Annotated in this window: 13 protein-coding genes and 2 pseudogenes; 9 read left to right on the plus strand and 6 right to left on the minus strand. The window is 55.5% G+C overall.

Annotated features, from left to right (window positions below; genetic code table 11):
• Positions 1-32 precede the first annotated feature (32 nt).
• A complete protein-coding gene (locus tag ACMX25_RS36870) occupies positions 33-1,055 on the plus strand; it encodes an IS30 family transposase (RefSeq protein ID WP_414948293.1) in 1,023 nt (340 codons plus the stop codon).
• Positions 1,056-1,655: 600 nt separating this feature from the next.
• Here ACMX25_RS36870 and ACMX25_RS36875 read toward each other — a convergent pair.
• The 4 genes from ACMX25_RS36875 to ACMX25_RS36890 form a co-directional block, all read right to left on the minus strand.
• The gene (locus ACMX25_RS36875) at positions 1,656-2,858 is read right to left on the minus strand and encodes a pyridoxal phosphate-dependent aminotransferase (RefSeq protein ID WP_414954808.1); all 1,203 of its coding nucleotides are present in this window, start codon (positions 2,856-2,858) and stop codon (positions 1,656-1,658) included.
• Between the two features lie 670 nt (positions 2,859-3,528).
• A complete protein-coding gene (locus ACMX25_RS36880; protein ID WP_414954809.1) occupies positions 3,529-3,771 on the minus strand; it encodes a hypothetical protein in 243 nt (80 codons plus the stop codon).
• Positions 3,772-3,877: 106 nt separating this feature from the next.
• Positions 3,878-4,846 (minus strand): D-2-hydroxyacid dehydrogenase, encoded by a 969-nt coding sequence (locus ACMX25_RS36885; protein ID WP_414954810.1) that lies wholly within the window; start codon positions 4,844-4,846, stop codon positions 3,878-3,880.
• 81 nt (positions 4,847-4,927) lie between these two features.
• The gene (locus tag ACMX25_RS36890) at positions 4,928-5,599 is read right to left on the minus strand and encodes an RraA family protein (protein ID WP_414954811.1); all 672 of its coding nucleotides are present in this window, start codon (positions 5,597-5,599) and stop codon (positions 4,928-4,930) included.
• Between the two features lie 984 nt (positions 5,600-6,583).
• Between ACMX25_RS36890 and ACMX25_RS36895 the strand changes: the two genes are divergently transcribed.
• The 5 genes and pseudogenes from ACMX25_RS36895 to ACMX25_RS36915 all read left to right on the plus strand — a co-directional run.
• Positions 6,584-7,378 carry an ABC transporter substrate-binding protein gene (locus ACMX25_RS36895; protein ID WP_414954812.1) on the plus strand — a complete coding sequence of 265 codons (795 nt, stop codon included), beginning with the start codon at positions 6,584-6,586 and terminating at the stop codon, positions 7,376-7,378.
• A gap of 37 nt (positions 7,379-7,415) precedes the next feature.
• Positions 7,416-8,111 (plus strand): amino acid ABC transporter permease, encoded by a 696-nt coding sequence (locus ACMX25_RS36900; RefSeq protein ID WP_414954813.1) that lies wholly within the window; start codon positions 7,416-7,418, stop codon positions 8,109-8,111.
• Between the two features lie 3 nt (positions 8,112-8,114).
• Positions 8,115-8,849, plus strand: coding sequence for an amino acid ABC transporter permease (locus ACMX25_RS36905; protein WP_414954814.1), 735 nt, complete (start codon positions 8,115-8,117; stop codon positions 8,847-8,849).
• On the plus strand, positions 8,827-9,555 hold the full coding sequence (locus tag ACMX25_RS36910) for an amino acid ABC transporter ATP-binding protein (RefSeq protein WP_414954815.1): 729 nt from the start codon (positions 8,827-8,829) through the stop codon (positions 9,553-9,555). Before ACMX25_RS36905 ends, ACMX25_RS36910 begins: the two co-directional genes overlap by 23 nt.
• 40 nt (positions 9,556-9,595) lie before the next feature.
• Positions 9,596-10,003, plus strand: a pseudogene (locus ACMX25_RS36915) (ATP-binding cassette domain-containing protein); the annotation flags it as partial.
• A gap of 622 nt (positions 10,004-10,625) precedes the next feature.
• Here the strand turns inward: ACMX25_RS36915 and ACMX25_RS36920 are convergent.
• The gene (locus tag ACMX25_RS36920; RefSeq protein WP_462686305.1) at positions 10,626-11,735 is read right to left on the minus strand and encodes an IS110 family RNA-guided transposase; all 1,110 of its coding nucleotides are present in this window, start codon (positions 11,733-11,735) and stop codon (positions 10,626-10,628) included.
• Between the two features lie 33 nt (positions 11,736-11,768).
• Entirely contained in the window at positions 11,769-12,959 is a 1,191-nt protein-coding gene (locus ACMX25_RS36925; protein ID WP_414954836.1) for a CaiB/BaiF CoA transferase family protein, read from the minus strand.
• Positions 12,960-13,914: 955 nt separating this feature from the next.
• Here ACMX25_RS36925 and ACMX25_RS36930 point away from each other — a divergent pair.
• The 3 genes and pseudogenes from ACMX25_RS36930 to ACMX25_RS36940 form a co-directional block, all read left to right on the plus strand.
• Positions 13,915-14,295: a VOC family protein gene (locus tag ACMX25_RS36930; RefSeq protein WP_414954817.1), complete on the plus strand. Its 381-nt coding sequence runs from the start codon at positions 13,915-13,917 to the stop codon at positions 14,293-14,295.
• A 27-nt stretch (positions 14,296-14,322) separates the two neighbouring features.
• Complete coding sequence (locus ACMX25_RS36935) at positions 14,323-14,697, plus strand: GntR family transcriptional regulator (protein ID WP_414954818.1); 375 nt, start codon at positions 14,323-14,325, stop codon at positions 14,695-14,697.
• Positions 14,622-15,044, plus strand: a pseudogene (locus tag ACMX25_RS36940) (FCD domain-containing protein); the annotation flags it as partial. The gene ACMX25_RS36935 and the pseudogene ACMX25_RS36940, both read left to right, overlap by 76 nt.
• Positions 15,045-15,178 lie beyond the last annotated feature (134 nt).

Here is a 15,178-nt window from a genome sequence, read left to right on the forward strand (position 1 = left end):
AAGCGCAACACCAAAGCGTATAAGGTGTTGTAATGCATAAAGCAAATCAGTACGAGCAGTTGCAAGCTGAGGAACGTTTGGAGATTGCGAGCCTACGTCAACGGGGTTCTAGTATTCGGGCCATGGCCCGAATACTCGGGCGCTCGGCCTCTACCCTTAGCCGCGAACTCAGGCGCAATAGTTCTGTGCTTGGTTATGTCCCAGCAGCGGCGCACGCACTCAGTTCGGCCCGACGATCCAACAGTGCGGTCGCGCCCAAACTCGGGCCTCACAGCGCTTGCTGGAGGGTCGTCCTCACGCTGCTGGAGTGGCGTTGGTCGCCTCAGCAAATCTCTGGAGTCCTCAAGCGTATGTTCCCAAACGATCCGACTTTGCAGGTCTCGCACGAAACGATTTACACCACTATCTACGCCCACCCAGGCGGCGAACTACGGCGTCAACTCATTGCTTGTTTGCGTCGTGCTCATCGCGCCCGTATGTCGCGGACACGGGGTAGTGATCGCCGCTGGCAAATTCCAAATATGGTCAGCATTCACGTGCGCCCACCTGAAATAGAGGATCGCGTGATGCCCGGGCACTGGGAGGGCGACTTCATTAAAGGCGAAGGCAATCGCTCTTCAGTGGGCGTGTTGGTGGAGAGAACCAGCCGTCTAGTGCTGCTGGCTAAGATGGACGATGCCACAGCCGAATCTGCACTGGCTGGCTTCTCCGCCAAGCTCAACTCGATCCCCGAGCACTTGCGTCACAGCTTCACTTACGACCAGGGGCGTGAACTCTCACGGCATCAAGAACTTGCCGCTCAAACAGGCGTGAATGTCTATTTTTGCGATCCACACAGCCCGTGGCAGCGAGGAACTTGTGAAAATACCAACGGCCTGTTGCGCGAGTACTTGCCCAAAGGCACCGACCTTTCCGTCCATAGTCAGGCCGACCTCGACGTCATTGCAGACAGCTTGAACAACCGCCCTCGTGCTACGCATGCGTTTCATTCACCCTTCGAGGTATTTGCCGCGACACTAAAAGCAGCGGATCTCGCAACGTCATCTAAACATTAGACCAGTTGTTGCACTTCGACTTGAGACCGCCAAGCTTCAGGTACAGACTCCACAGGCGCGACCGCTGTAGCAGCCATCAATGTCTTGACGCCATCGGCAAGTGACCGCCAGAGCACGGTGCGTGTCGGGATCCGGCATAAATTCTGAGGCGCCGCCGCTCCAGACACCGCGGGCCATCCGCACTGACGGTCGAGCCGCAGGCCAACGTCGGGCGCTACGATCGCCTGAGGGCCCGGGAGGACATGGCCTTCACGAGACGGGAGGGTGAACTCGGGGGAACGATTCAGTTGCTTCTGGTCGCTGAAGATCGCCTCGTGGTGGCAATGCCCTGAGAGCACGCTATGGCCTGCAGTTCCGCGCGCGGTTCGCATCGCTCGCGGAAGAGGACTTTGTGATGTTCTCGCGTCAGGTGAGCACCGTTTATTTCGATAGTCTGGTGGCTTCTTGCCGGTCCAATGGCTTTTCTCCGCGATGCCGAAACCGGTTTGGCTCCTTAACGGCGAAAGTTCACACCCCGCGAACTGGAGGTACTGCCGGTTTGAGCTGAGGCACGGTTCAGCACCTCGGCCTTGCTGCCCTTCCGAAGTTGAGCCAAGAAGCCTACTTTAGAGCTGCACACGCCTGGACGATGCGGCGGCAGCCTTCCCGAATCGCATCTTCGGAGGTCGCAAAAGACAACCTCAGGTATGGTGCGACTCCGTATGCGGTACCGTCGAGCGTCGCGACTCCGGCTTCCTCGGAGAAGTAGCGAACGACGTCAAGGTCAGTCTGAAGTACTGAACCCGCCGGTGTTTTCTTTCCCAACAGACCCGCGACCGAGAGGAACAGATAGAACGCTCCACGCGGAGGCTGTACAGCCATCCCTCTCGCTTCGCCGAGCAGTTCCGCCATCAGTTGTCCGCGCGCTTCAAAGATTTTCCCAGCGTGGCGGGGTGCATCCTGGCTCCCGGAGAACGCCGCAACCGCGGCAGCCTGACTGACAGAGCTAGGACACGTAGTGGTCTGAGTAATCAGCTTGGTAATCGCCTTGACAAGGGGGGCGGGACCCGCGCCAAAACCGATGCGAAATCCTGTCATGCAGTAACCCTTCGACGCGCCGTTGACCACCAAACAGCGGTCCTTGATGCCACGGATCGCTTGCACCGGTGATATGTGTTGGGCGCCACCGTACACGAAATGCTCGTAGATCTCGTCGGACATCAACCATACGTGCGGGTGCCGCTCGAGTACTTCGCCGATTGCCACGAATTCTTCGGCTGTGTACACCGCACCTGTAGGGTTATTGGGGGAATTCAGGATGAGCCACTTTGTGCGCGGTGTGATTGCTGCCTCCAGCGCCTGAGGAGAAAGTTTGAAGCCGTCGCGTTCCTCTCCTGTGACGATGACCGGAACCCCCTCATTCACCATCACGATGTCGGGGTACGAAACCCAAAAAGGTGCGTGGATGACGACTTCATCCCCACGGTTCAGCGTAACGGCCAAAGCATGAAAGATAATGTGCTTTCCACCGGTGCCTACCACGACATTCTCGGCCGAGTAGTCCAACCCGTTATCGCGGGCAAGCTTCTCGGCAATCGCATTACGCAGCTGCGGGGTACCGCTCGAACTTGTGTATTTGGTATCGCCATCGCGCAATGCCGTTACAGCTGCTTCGATGACGTGGGACGGTGTGCCAAGGTCAGGCTCACCAATGGTGAAGTCGACGATATCTCGACCTTCCGCCCGCAGCTTATCAACAAGTGCTTTGGCCGCAATGCTGGGCGATGGTTTGATTCGATTGATGCGGTCGGAAAGAAAGTCCATTTTGAAGTCTGTTTGGTTGCGATGAGAGTCAGTCACCGGGATTTACGGCTGCGTGCAGCGCCTAGCCATTGCTGTTCGGGTTGCCCCGCCGCTAGTTCCGCTGCGCGCTCTTCTGATACACAGATATGGTTGCAGCAACTCCGAGCGCCGAACGCAATTGCGCTGCGGGTGTGGGCATTGGCTCGCTTGACGGCCGACAACGTCGCTCCGTCTCCAGCTCTTAGCCCATACCGGCCACCTGATAGAGCAACGATAGACGCAAAAATAACTGAGAAAAAGCGATTTTTTCTTATCTTATTGCATCGCTTTTATTCATAAATTGCAAAGTGATGCCTACATTCAAGCAGTTGGGGCCGCTCTTCTGAAGAGTCGAGCTCGGTCCCTACGAAGCAGCAGCGAGCAAGTTGAATGCAAGCCAGCCAGCTATTTCGAAAGGAAAGGCTCCGGTCCAAAACTCTTGGATGTGCGTGCCAAACCTGGTACCCCAAGGTATGCCCATTCCGCTCGCGGAAATCTCTCAGTTTCTGTTGCTCGCCCAAGCTAACGCCTCCGGACTGGGATGGTGTACGGGCGCTTTCTGCAAGACCAAGGCGTTCACATTCGTAAAGTGCTTTCCAGCAGCAACCTGATTGCGCAGCTTGGCCTGACCGTCCCTCGCCCCGGTATAATCTCACTCCCCTCCGCGTGCATGCAACAACTCGTTGCAAAGGAAATACCGGGAGTAGTACAGACGAATCTGCCCTTGATCGATTACCGTTCCGGCCGACGCAAACTTCATGCGCTCGTGGGCTTTCTCACGCGGGTTGGCGTGGACGATGAGCTCGCCCAACATAGAGTCGTCGTAATGTTCGATATGGCCAAACTGGAAAGTGTCCGGCGAAACAAGAATTGAAGGACGAGTTGCCAAGGGCACGGCGCCCCCTACGCGAGCGTTACGTCCGTTCCCCATGTCGGGAAGTGACAAAGGCCTGCGACACAAGTTTGTGCACAAGCCCAGACTGGAGGATTCAACGGGAGCGCTACGCGACCACGTTTCGAGGCTGACCGCTTACGAACGCTTCGATGTTGTCCACGAGTTGGTCCGTCAATGATTGCACGGCTTCGTCGCTCGCCCACGCAACATGAGGCGTCAGGATAAAGTTCGGGGCGTCACGGAGTTCCATGAAAGGATGGTCTTCTGGGGGAGGCTCTTGAACCGTTACGTCGAAACCCGCCCCGGAGATTTTGCCCTCTCGCAACGCGAGCACGAGCGCACGCTCATCGACCAGACCACCACGCGCAGTGTTAATGATTAGCGGCTTTCTTTGCATGAGGTCAAATTCTGGTGCGGCAATCATATTGCGAGTCGCCGGGACAAGCGGGCAATGCAACGTGATGATGTCGCTGTGTCGCAGGACGTCTTCGAATTGCGTGTAGAGCGGCCCCATGTCGCTTCGGCCTTTGTGGGCAGCGAACAGTACGTTAAGCCCCAAAGCGCCCGCCATGGCGTTGACCGCTCTCCCCAGCACGCCATCCCCGATGATACCGATGGTGGACCCCTTCAAATCCCGGATTGGGTAGTCAAAGAAGCAGAACTGACCCGACTCCTGCCACCTGCCGCTCCTGACTGCGTTCGCGTACGCGACGAGGCTTCGCCGCAATGCAAATATCAAGGCAAACGTATGCTCCGGTACAGTATTCTCTGCGTAGTTCCTGATGTTGCTCACCAGAATATTTCGTGCGGAAGAAACTGCCAGGTCAACAACATCCGTGCCCGTTGCCGCTATTGCGATCATCCGCAGCTTCTTGGCGCCGGCGATCGCCTCGGCACTGAGCTTTGCCTTATTCGTGATGACAATATCTGCATGAGCAATACGGCTAGCAATCTCTTGGGGAGATGTTCGATCGAACACTTCAATTGAATGATCGAACTGGAATGACCTCAGCGTTGTTTGAGGCGAAATAGTCTCTCTATCTAGAAAGACAACGTGAAGTTTTTTTTGACCCATAAATGCCTGCGAAGAGTGCTTTTTTACAAGAAGCTCGTGTTTCCGAAACCTTTGAGCACGCGAACATTTTCCGCAACAGTACTACACGCCTGCGCAACCCAGCGAACGCAAGCGCAGGTCAATCCAACGGGTATCAAGCCGTCCTTCCGAGATTTCAGTAATCGTCGTTTTTTCCGCGAGATGCTTTGCGCTCGCCGCCTCGTAGACCTCCTCCGCCAGATGGAACGGCACACAAAGAAGGCCGTCGGCATCGCCGATGACCAGGTCGCCGGGTTCAATGCACATGCCGCCAATGGCGACTGTCACGTTGATTTCGCCCGGACCATCCTTATAGGGTCCCCGGTGCGTGACGCCTGCGGCGAAAATCGGCAGACTGCCCTTGCGCAGAGTGTCACTATCGCGGATAGCACCATTGATGACGATGCCAGCCACGCCCTTCTTTGCAGCGTATGCCGTCATCAGTTCGCCGATAATCGCGTTGGTCAGGTCACCTCCGGCATCAACGACAATGACGTCTCCCCGCATTGCGCACTCCAGCGCTTTATGAACCATCAGATTATCGCCGGGACGACACTTCACTGTGAGAGCGGGCCCTGCCATCGCGGTTCCGTCGTGCATTGGACGCAGCGAAGCGCCGGCCGCCGTAAGTCGCGACATTACGTCGCTAACGTTAGCCACAGGTATCGACCTGAATTGCTCTGTCAGTTCCGGACTCACACAGCGTTGCCGGCTCTTGATTTGAAAACCAATCATCTCTCATCCTCAAACTTCAGTTTTTAGGCCGGTCCAAATGATGTTCCGGTTTCTGACTACGAGCGCAAATTCGCCCGGTCCCATCGTCATTTCCTGAGTCATCGCGACTTGGATCGAAAGGAGGGGTTCCCATTTAGAAAGGGAGGCACCGTGCACACTAAAGAGGAGCCTTGCCACATGCCAAGACCGGACCTTCTCAATCTCAGTCAATAGATTTATTTAATACGGGTAAGTATGTGTTATCCAGGAAAACAACCTACGCTCGCCAACTTGAGAGAGCTGTCAAAGTAGAGCCGCTTCCGCCCCGAAGTCAGAATCAACGTGGTGAAACTTTTCTTTGACCACGCGCATCAGCGCATCGCTGAACAGTCGCCTGTCGGCGTCCTCCACTGCGTACCCTCTGTGTTGGTTGTTCGCGAGCCGCCCTCACGAATGCGCAGAGTCACGATAAGCTTCAATAGGTCGGACGGAAAGCGATTTTTTTCGATGAATTTCCATCGCTTTAATTCGCCTTCGAAAGTTAACTCATCAATGCTGGTCGAGGTGAGACGTTGAAGCGTACCGGCGCAGGCAAGACGTCTAACAGTTAACGAGTAGGTCACGGACCTATGACAACCAGAATGAATGCAGTTTCGAGTCGGCCAGTGCGTGGCGGAACGTTACTTCCTTTTCTCGCAGGTGTTGGATGTGAGAAATATCCACGGCAGGTATCCAATACCGAGCAGCTTCGGCCAGTGAGCCTTGACGCTGCCCCGCTATCGCATGAGAACGCTGTTAAAGGGCGTGCAATGCGGGTGTGCAACGCTTGATAAAAAGCGATGGAAATACATATAAAAATATCGCTTTTTAACAATTTTTTTGCATGAAAGAATGATTTCCAGAGAGCCAGTCTTCTATAAGAGAAAACCCTAGGAAGCGCTGCGCTGACTTGATTCATACACTTTCGGAGATATCCAGATGAACCGTCTCATGACATGTACGGGCGTGGCCGTGGTCCTTACCGTGACTGGCGCAGGAGTAGCAAATGCCGACCAGCTTGCTGACATCAAGGCCCGCGGCACGCTTATTTGCGGCATTGTTAGCAACGCAGCACCTTTTGGCTTCCAAGACCCCAAGACTCGCGAAATAGTCGGATATGACGTTGATTTTTGCGAAGGCGTGGCCAAGGAGTTAGGCGTAAAACCTGAGCTGAAAGCGATATCGCTCGAAGCGCGGATTCCCGAGCTTACGCAGGGGCGTGTGGATGTTCTCACCGCAACCCTTACATATAACCCGCAGCGCGCACAACAAATTGCCTTCTCGGACACCTACTTTGTCAGCAACGAAGTAATCGCTACATCGGCTGGAGCCGCAAAGACGCTCAATGACCTGGCAGGTAAGCGCATAAGTACCGTCAAAGGTTCGAGCGATATTGCAGACGTGCAAAGCGCGCTGCCGACCGCACAGGTTGTGGCTTATGACGACGCGCCTGCTGCGTTCATGGCGCTGGCCCAGAAGAAGGTCGACGGGTACGCCATGTCGGAGACCATCATGCACCGATTCATCGACAGGCTTGGCGAGAATGCGAACACCATTACCATCCTGTCCCCGCCGGTTGCACGCGAATACTGGGGACTCGGAATGAAGAAGGACGAACCTAAGCTTGCCGAAGCCGTCAACAATGCGCTCCTAAAGATGGAGGCCTCCGGGAAGACGCAGCAGATCTTCGATAAATGGCTCGGCGCCGCGTCACCCTACAAGATGAAGCGGGACTTCGTCACCGGAACCATTCCTCGCTGACCAATTGGCTGACGTGTATCGACGCAAGGAGTGAAGCATGTTGGAGCATCTCGATTTCGGCGCGATATTTGCCGGACCCTTTGCACATCTGTTGCTGTCCGGGGCGATTACCGCCTTCGAGTTGACAGCGGCAAGCTGGTTGCTTGCCATCGGACTAGGAACCGTGTTGGCGATTCTTCGCGCCTCAGGGGCCGTGGCGGACAAAGTGGTTGCTGCATTCGTCTCCTATCACCAAAACGTCCCAATGCTTGTACAGATTTTGCTCTGGTACTTCGGGGTGCCGACACTTCTTCCTGCTGCAGCTCAGTCTTGGGCTAACGCCCACAACGGCGAGTTGATTTATGCGTCGATTGCGATCGGTCTGTGTATGTCAGCGTTCTTTTCGGAAGACATCCGTAGTGGCCTGCGGTCCGTTCACCACGGCCAGCAGGAGGCGTCAAGGTCGTTGGGCCTGAGCTTCCTCGCGACTCTGCGCTTTGTGACTCTCCCTCAGGCTATCAGGAACGCGCTGCCGTCGTTTGTGAATCACACTGTCATGATGTTCAAGGACACAAGCTTGGCGATGACCATTGGCGCGGCTGAGATGACTTATGTCGTGCGTGAAATAGAAAACGAGACGTTCAGGACCTTTGAAGCCTACGCTGTTGCGACGGCCTTCTATCTCGCTGTGTCACTCAGCCTGATGGGATTGGGAGCCTTGGTTGGGAAGCGTATCCAGAACCAAGCGAGGTAAGACATGTTCGAAATCCTTCAAGACAATTGGTTGCTTCTTCTCGTAGGTCAATACCCTAACGGCCCGCTCGGAGGGCTTACTCTAACGCTCATCCTTTCTGTGATGGGACTTGCATTGTCGTTTCCGATAAGTATTGGAATCGCGCTGTGCAGGACCTCGCCAATAAAGTTCTTGTACCGAGTTTCAACCGCCCTGGTGTACGTCGTGCGTGGCGTCCCCCTCGTAATGTTCGTCTTCTGGGGATACTTTCTCGTACCCATCCTGGTCGGACACAGCGTGACGGCCTTCACGACACTTATATGCACGTTGGTCATCTATGAGTCGGCCTATCTTTCCGAGGTTGTTCGTGCCGGCATTCAGGCACTTCCGAACGGGCAGATCGAAGCTTCGCGCGCGCTGGGACTGGGGTATTGGAAAATGAATTTCTGGATTATCTTGCCTCAGGCGCTTTACAACATGGTGCCGAGCATCATAAGTCAGTTCGTCTCAATCATCAAAGAGACATCTATCGGCTACGTTATCAGCGTACAAGAACTCACGTTTGCGGCAAACCAGGTCAATAACCACTTGTTGACGCGCCCATTCCCTGTGTTTCTTATCTTGGCAATCATCTATTTTGTTGTGTGCTTCGTGCTCACACAGTGCGCAAAGCAACTGGAACGCAACGTCACGCGCAAGCGTTCGCCGAAGGTCACGTGGCAAAGGAGCATTGAAAATGATTCGATTCTCGAAAGTTAATAAATGGTACGGCGAATATCACGCCCTCACGGACGTTACCGCGGAAGTGAAGAACGGCGAAGTTGTGGTCGTTTGCGGCCCCTCTGGCTCGGGAAAATCTACGCTAATTCGTACAGTCAATCGGCTGGAAGAAATCAAATCAGGCAGCATCCATGTGAATGGCCAGGATATTCATGCTCCCGGCGTACACATCAACGAATTCCGCAGTAAAGTTGGCTTCGTCTTTCAGTCGTTTAATCTCTTTCCTCATCTGTCGGTAACCGATAACGTCTGCCTCGCGCCAATTCGGGTGTCGGGAAAGCACAAAGTCGAAGCCAGAGAGCAAGCTATCGCGTTGCTCGATCGCGTTGGCTTGGCGCACAAAGCAGCAGCGTACCCGCAACAGTTGTCTGGCGGACAGCAGCAACGAGTCGCGATCGCGCGAGCGCTCGCGATGAACCCGCCAGTGATGCTTTTTGATGAGCCGACCAGCGCGTTGGACCCGGAAATGGTCGGCGAAGTCTTGAATGTTATGAAATCGCTTGCCCGAGACGGGATGACCATGGTTTGCGTGACGCACGAAATGGGATTCGCACGTGAAGTGAGCGATCGCGTCTGGTTCATGGACAAGGGGGCTATCCTCGAAGAGAATTCCCCAGAGGAGTTCTTTAGTGCTCCACAGCATGCAAGGTCGAAGGCGTTTTTATCAGACCTTAGGTCACACTAGCGTCGGAAACGATAAATACGCTCGCGAACACCGTGTCGTTAAAGACACTGACCGCATGTTCGGCGTCTTTCCGCGGTTGAAAGAGCGGGCGTTCTAGCATGCGGGCACGTTGTCGGGCGGTGAGCAGCAGATGCTGGCGATGGCGCGTGCGCTGTAATCGCGGGCGAAGTTGCTGCTGTTCGACGAACCGTCGATGGGTCTCTCGTCAATCATGGTCGAGAAGATCTTTGAGGTGGTGCGCGAGATTTCGGGCGAAGGGCCGACGGTGCTGCTGGTTGAGCAAGACGCGCGGCTGGCGTTGCAGGTGGCCAATCGAGGGTAAGTAATGGATTCGGGTCTGGTCACCATGTCGGGCGACGCGAAGACCATGCTGGATGACCCGAAGGTTCGGGCTACTTATTTGGGCAAAATAGGCTCGCGCTCATTTAGCTTCAGTTGTCGGCAATAGATCAATCGTTTCACGTATCCCAATTCTTCAATAACTGCGAAGAGCCTTAAGCAACCCATCTTACGATGCAGCCCCACAACAAACTGACATTCCCCAGCGGAGTCGACATATGGCCCTGTGGCGATCTGGGGGACACCCTCGATAGCCGGATCAACTAAAGGCTCAGCCACCCGCACCGACTCTGGCCCACAGTAGTAAGCTTCTATGGGGCATTGAAAGTCAAGCCCTCGGTGATCTGTTTTCCGTATGTCAGTTATCTCCTTTAAGGGTGCTGCAGGTTGTCCACGGCCGACCAGCGGGGTCGCCTGTCACAACCACGACGCTGGCCCGGCGGTGGACAACTTGCACGAGAAAGGGTGTCTGATTGATATTCGGAATCCTTCTTATAAAACCAAACGTCAACACGACTTAGGTCGGAGTGTTTGATGTCCGGGCAACCGCCCCCGGACTAACTTCTATCCGTGCCGGCGCCAGGCCGGTCACCTCATACCACATGCGCACAGCGCTGGAACCACTCCGTTACCGACGCGCCCCATCTAGAACTACGATTACCCGCCGGGCAACCCTACTACTGTCCGGGCGCGCTGACCTTCAAGCCCAGTCGTCGATCGATATTCGCCGCTCAGCTCGCAACCGTGTTGCCGCCGGGTGGCTTGAGTGTTGCCCCGCGCGGAATCTCACCCTGTTCCAGATAGCGCCACAAGGCGATCGACAGACGGCGCGCAAGCGCCACTATGCCGATGCGTCGCATGCGCTTGCCGCCTCCCGCGAAGCGCTCGTTGAACCACTGGCTCAGCTGGCTGCCCGGCTGGAAGCGCAGCCAGCTCCACGCGAGTTCGACCATCAGCCATCGCGCCCGTTTGTTGCCGGCCTTGATGATACCCTGCTCGACTTCACTGGTGCCGCTCGAGTAAGGCGTGGGCGCCAGGCCCAGGCAGCCGGCGACTTCCCGGCGGTTGTGAAACTGCCGCCAGCCGAACAGTTCCTTGATCAGGGTCCACGCACTTCCGGTACCGATATCCGCAAGCCGCGACAGCACCGCGATCGCGGGTTGCGCACCGCTGCGGACCTGATGGTCCTGCAGCGTCTCAAGCGTCCTGATCTGTCCGGCGACAAGCGACAGCCGCTCGAACTCGCGTTCAATCTCGGCGCGTAAACCTGGCAACAGCTGCCCGGCCTGCTGAGCCCACCAGCGCGCCCATGCGCGCCCACCGATGCGTTCGACCCGCAAATTGTGCAACACCAGCAGCGAACGGATCCGGTTGCTGTGGGCGGTGCGCTCCTGCCGCAGACGCCCGAGTTCCCGATGCACGCGCCGCTCATCTTCCTGCTCGGGTGTCGGGATGCGTGCGATCGCCCACACCCGCCGCTCACCTCCGTAGTAGCGCATCAGCATTGACAGCAGCTTGTCGCTGTCGAGCCGATCCGTCTTCGCGCGGCGCGCCCGCCGGTTCACTTCGATACTGGCCGGATCCACCACGAGGTTCGCAATCCCTTGTCCACTCAGCCAGCGGTGCAACCAGAAGCCGTCCCGGCCGGCCTCATAGCAACTGCGAACCAGGGAATCAACGGCCAGGTGGCAGCGCGCCTTGGCCTTGGCGATCGCCATCAGGACCGCTGTCGTGTCGCCGGCCGCCACCGTACACCGGCTCGGCGCGCGCACCCCATCACCCAGTGACAGCTTCCAGCTCCTATCACCTAATTCGAAGGCGACATACAGCCGCCCGACGATCGTTGTATCGTTTCTACTCCGTCATCGTTATGCTCAGATAATTCCGCGTTCACGCCAGGCGCTGCGCGTAGCAGCGTCAATACCAATTCTTTCCAAAACCTCGTCGGTATGTTGACCTAGAACAGGGGCTCGGCTCTCCACCGTGCCGGGCGTAGCGCTAAGCTTTGGCACGATACCGGGGAGTTGAACAGGAGTTCCATCAGGTAGCTCCGACTCAAGAATCATGTCTCTCGCTCGGTAATGCGGATCAACAGCGATATCTGCAGCGTCGTAAATTTTGCCCGACGGGATGCCCGCTTCATTCAGTGCTAACAGGACTTGGTCCAGGTTTCTTATAGCTGTCCACTGACCAATAGCAGCATCGAGTCTTTCGACGTTTTTTACACGACCATCGTTTTGCGCGAGATCAGGATCCGTTCCGAGGTCTGGGCGGTCTATAAGCTGCATCAGTCGACGAAAAATACTATCGCCGTTACCTGCGATAAGTGCATATTTCCCATCTGCACACTTGTAAGCGTTGGTCGGAGCAATGCCTGGGAGGCTACTGCCCGCTGCTTGCCGGATAGCACCGAATGCTGAGTATTCCGGTAGCAAGCTTTCCATCATGTTGAACACTGACTCGTAGAGAGCGACATCGATCATTTGCCCGTCGCCGCCGTTCTGGTCTCTGTGCCTGAGCGCAAGTAGAATTCCAATCACGCCATGGAGCGCCGACAAGGAGTCGCCAATCGAGACGCCTACGCGCACGGGCGTTCGACCTGGTTCGCCGCTCAAATGCCGCAACCCGCCCATCGCTTCCGCAACAACGCCAAATCCCGGCCTATCGCGATAAGGACCGGTTTGGCCGTATCCCGAAACCCGCAACATGATTAACCGAGGGTTTAATTCGTGCAGTTCCTCCCAACCGAGGCCCCATTTTTCGAGCGTACCCGGACGGAAGTTTTCAATAAGAACGTCTGTCTCGCCAACGATGCGTCGGACGACGTCCGCGCCCTCTGGCGATCGAAGGTCCAGCGTGACAGAGTTCTTGTTACGCGACTGCGCCGCCCACCAGACGGAGGTTCCGTCGTGAAGAAGTCGCCATTTCCTTAGAGGGTCACCTACAACTGGTGGCTCAATCTTAATTACATGGGCGCCAAATTCGGCAAGTATCTTGCTCGCAAAAGGGCCCGCGATAAGCTGACCCATTTCGAGAACTCGCACGCCGTCGAGGGGCTTTGCCATTACATCTTCTCCGGTGGAACGAATGGTGTGGTTATTCTGGGACGAGGGAGCGTCGGTGGGAATCGATCGTTTTTCCATTACCCTTTCCAATCGGGAAAGCTGCATCACGGTGGGACTGTCGTGGGTTTGAGAGGAACCTAAACGGAGCACGCGAGCGGTGTAAGCGAACTGACTACAACTGAGCGGTGTCGTGTCGGCGACCAAGGATCCGTTGCTTCGGGATCGGTTAAGCAATCCAGATCCAGCACGGCAAGTCGTCGATCAGAATCGAACGCGTTCCAGATGAGACCGTGCTTCACCACAATCTTCAGCGGGTTCCACAATGATCGGTTTGCCGGCGGGCGCTCGCATCTGGATATCGCCCGGCGGCTGACGAACGTTTAACCGTTCAACCTCAACATTGTTTGATTTTCCAAACAGGAAAGGGTGCTTGAGGAATTGTTGATGCTATTTCCGCTAACGCGTTCCGTACGCGATGTTTTCATTGGGCCAAACCGTTCCACATGCGGTCTGCGCGCACTCCCGTGCTCTCTATCGCAGCCTCTCGAGCGCGCCCCACAGCCTTACGGGGCTTCACTGCTTTGAGATTTACAGCGCAAGGCTTATAGCGCACAACGCAATGCGGAGCCCTGGGTGAGCCACGAGCACGGAGGCGCTGCGTACAAGGGAAAGAACAAATTGTCTAATTGCTAGCATTTGACACCGAGACATTGCCCACCTACATTTCGAAGAGGAGTTGCTTTGCAGCTATCCCCCGAGTCGCGCTCAATATTGAGCAGTAACGAACCCGGAGATAACTTTTGCCACATGCTCGCACCGACGTACAGCTCGGTTCTCAAGGAGCATGACGAGATGGCATGCAGAAAGGTATTGCCAGAGCGCGCCCGCAAGTCGGAAACGGATTGACGTGCGCGCTCTTCCTTTGCGTTTATTTCCATTATTGGAGAATTGCACGATGAAAATTGTCAGTGTCGACCACTTTGTACTCACCGTGCGCGATGTAGGCCGAACTATCAAGTTTTACCAAGAAGTTCTTGGCATGAAACATTTCATCTTTGATGAAGGCTGCCATGCGCTGCATTTCGGGACACAAAAGATTAATTTGCATCCATACCGCAACGAATATGAACCTCACGCGGATATAACGTTGCCGGGTTCCGCGGACTTTTGCTTCATCAGTGACACAAGGATGGAAGACATCGTTGAAGCCCTGGCGCGCAGCGGCGTCGAGATCGAAGATGGCCCTTGCTTACAACAAGGTGCCCGCGGAAAAATGCAGTCCGTGTACTTCAGGGACCCGGATGGAAACCTCGTCGAAGTCGCGGTGTACGAATAAATTAAAGCAAACATCGGAAGCGAAAAGATGCCGGCAAGTAAACCGCAAAAGGTCGTGAAGTCTAAGCCGAGCGCGAATATCGAGGTTGTTCGACGCAGTCTGGACCTCCAGGCTGCTGACAAGCTGAGAGAAGCCATTATGTCCGGCGAATTTGAGCCAGGCGAACGTCTTACCGAGGAATTTCTCGCTGCTTCAACGGGACTTAGTCGTGGAACTTTGCGGTTAACGCTTCGACAACTTATGCATGAAGGCCTTGTCACGCAAGAACCGTCAAGGGATATGCTGTACCGTCGCTCAGTGCGAGCGACGCTGCGGAACTCTACACGCTCAGGAATACATTGGAAAGCTTTGCCGCTCGACTTTTGGCGGAATCAATTACCACGACAGCGGCACTTGCACTAGACAAGGCGTTCAACGATGTCGTCCGTGCAGTCAAAGGCGGCGACAAACGCCGAGCCGTTGCAGCGGACTTTGAACTACATATGCTCATTGCGCGTCTCACCGGGCATTCCAGGCTGGAGACACACTATGGACTAATAGCCCATCAGATACGGCTTTATCAGAAAATGGTGAGTCATTTTTTAACCTTGGATAACTACGTTGCCGATCATTCGCCGCTGATCGATGCTATCAAAGATGGACGATCCCTCGACGCAGAAAGGATTGCGTCGGACCACAACACAAAGGACGGGAAGAAGCTGGTGGACGCGTTATTGAAGCAGGAGGCGACTACCAGAAAAACAGGCTAAACGACGCGGGTCGAGACCCGCCTCGATCACGTACTTGGACGACTAATAATCATAAGTATTTCTACCGTTACTTTGGCTAACGAAATGAGACATTTTTTTTGGCTACTGTTTGCTGTGATTGCTTCGACATGCTA

The organism is Caballeronia eucalypticola (assembly GCF_047608185.1).
GTDB lineage: Bacteria > Pseudomonadota > Gammaproteobacteria > Burkholderiales > Burkholderiaceae > Caballeronia.

Excerpts from the sequence above, each read along its gene's own strand:
- ACMX25_RS36925 (WP_414954836.1), bottom strand. The coding sequence starts at position 12,959 with ATGGCAAAGCCCCTCGACGGCGTGCGAGTTCTCGAAATGGGTCAGCTT.
- ACMX25_RS36890 (WP_414954811.1), bottom strand. The coding sequence starts at position 5,599 with ATGATTGGTTTTCAAATCAAGAGCCGGCAACGCTGTGTGAGTCCGGAA.
- ACMX25_RS36905 (WP_414954814.1), top strand. The coding sequence starts at position 8,115 with ATGTTCGAAATCCTTCAAGACAATTGGTTGCTTCTTCTCGTAGGTCAA.
- ACMX25_RS36885 (WP_414954810.1), bottom strand. The coding sequence starts at position 4,846 with ATGGGTCAAAAAAAACTTCACGTTGTCTTTCTAGATAGAGAGACTATT.
- ACMX25_RS36935 (WP_414954818.1), top strand. The coding sequence starts at position 14,323 with ATGCCGGCAAGTAAACCGCAAAAGGTCGTGAAGTCTAAGCCGAGCGCG.
- ACMX25_RS36900 (WP_414954813.1), top strand. The coding sequence starts at position 7,416 with ATGTTGGAGCATCTCGATTTCGGCGCGATATTTGCCGGACCCTTTGCA.
- ACMX25_RS36910 (WP_414954815.1), top strand. The coding sequence starts at position 8,827 with ATGATTCGATTCTCGAAAGTTAATAAATGGTACGGCGAATATCACGCC.
- ACMX25_RS36930 (WP_414954817.1), top strand. The coding sequence starts at position 13,915 with ATGAAAATTGTCAGTGTCGACCACTTTGTACTCACCGTGCGCGATGTA.
- ACMX25_RS36870 (WP_414948293.1), top strand. The coding sequence starts at position 33 with ATGCATAAAGCAAATCAGTACGAGCAGTTGCAAGCTGAGGAACGTTTG.
- ACMX25_RS36875 (WP_414954808.1), bottom strand. The coding sequence starts at position 2,858 with ATGGACTTTCTTTCCGACCGCATCAATCGAATCAAACCATCGCCCAGC.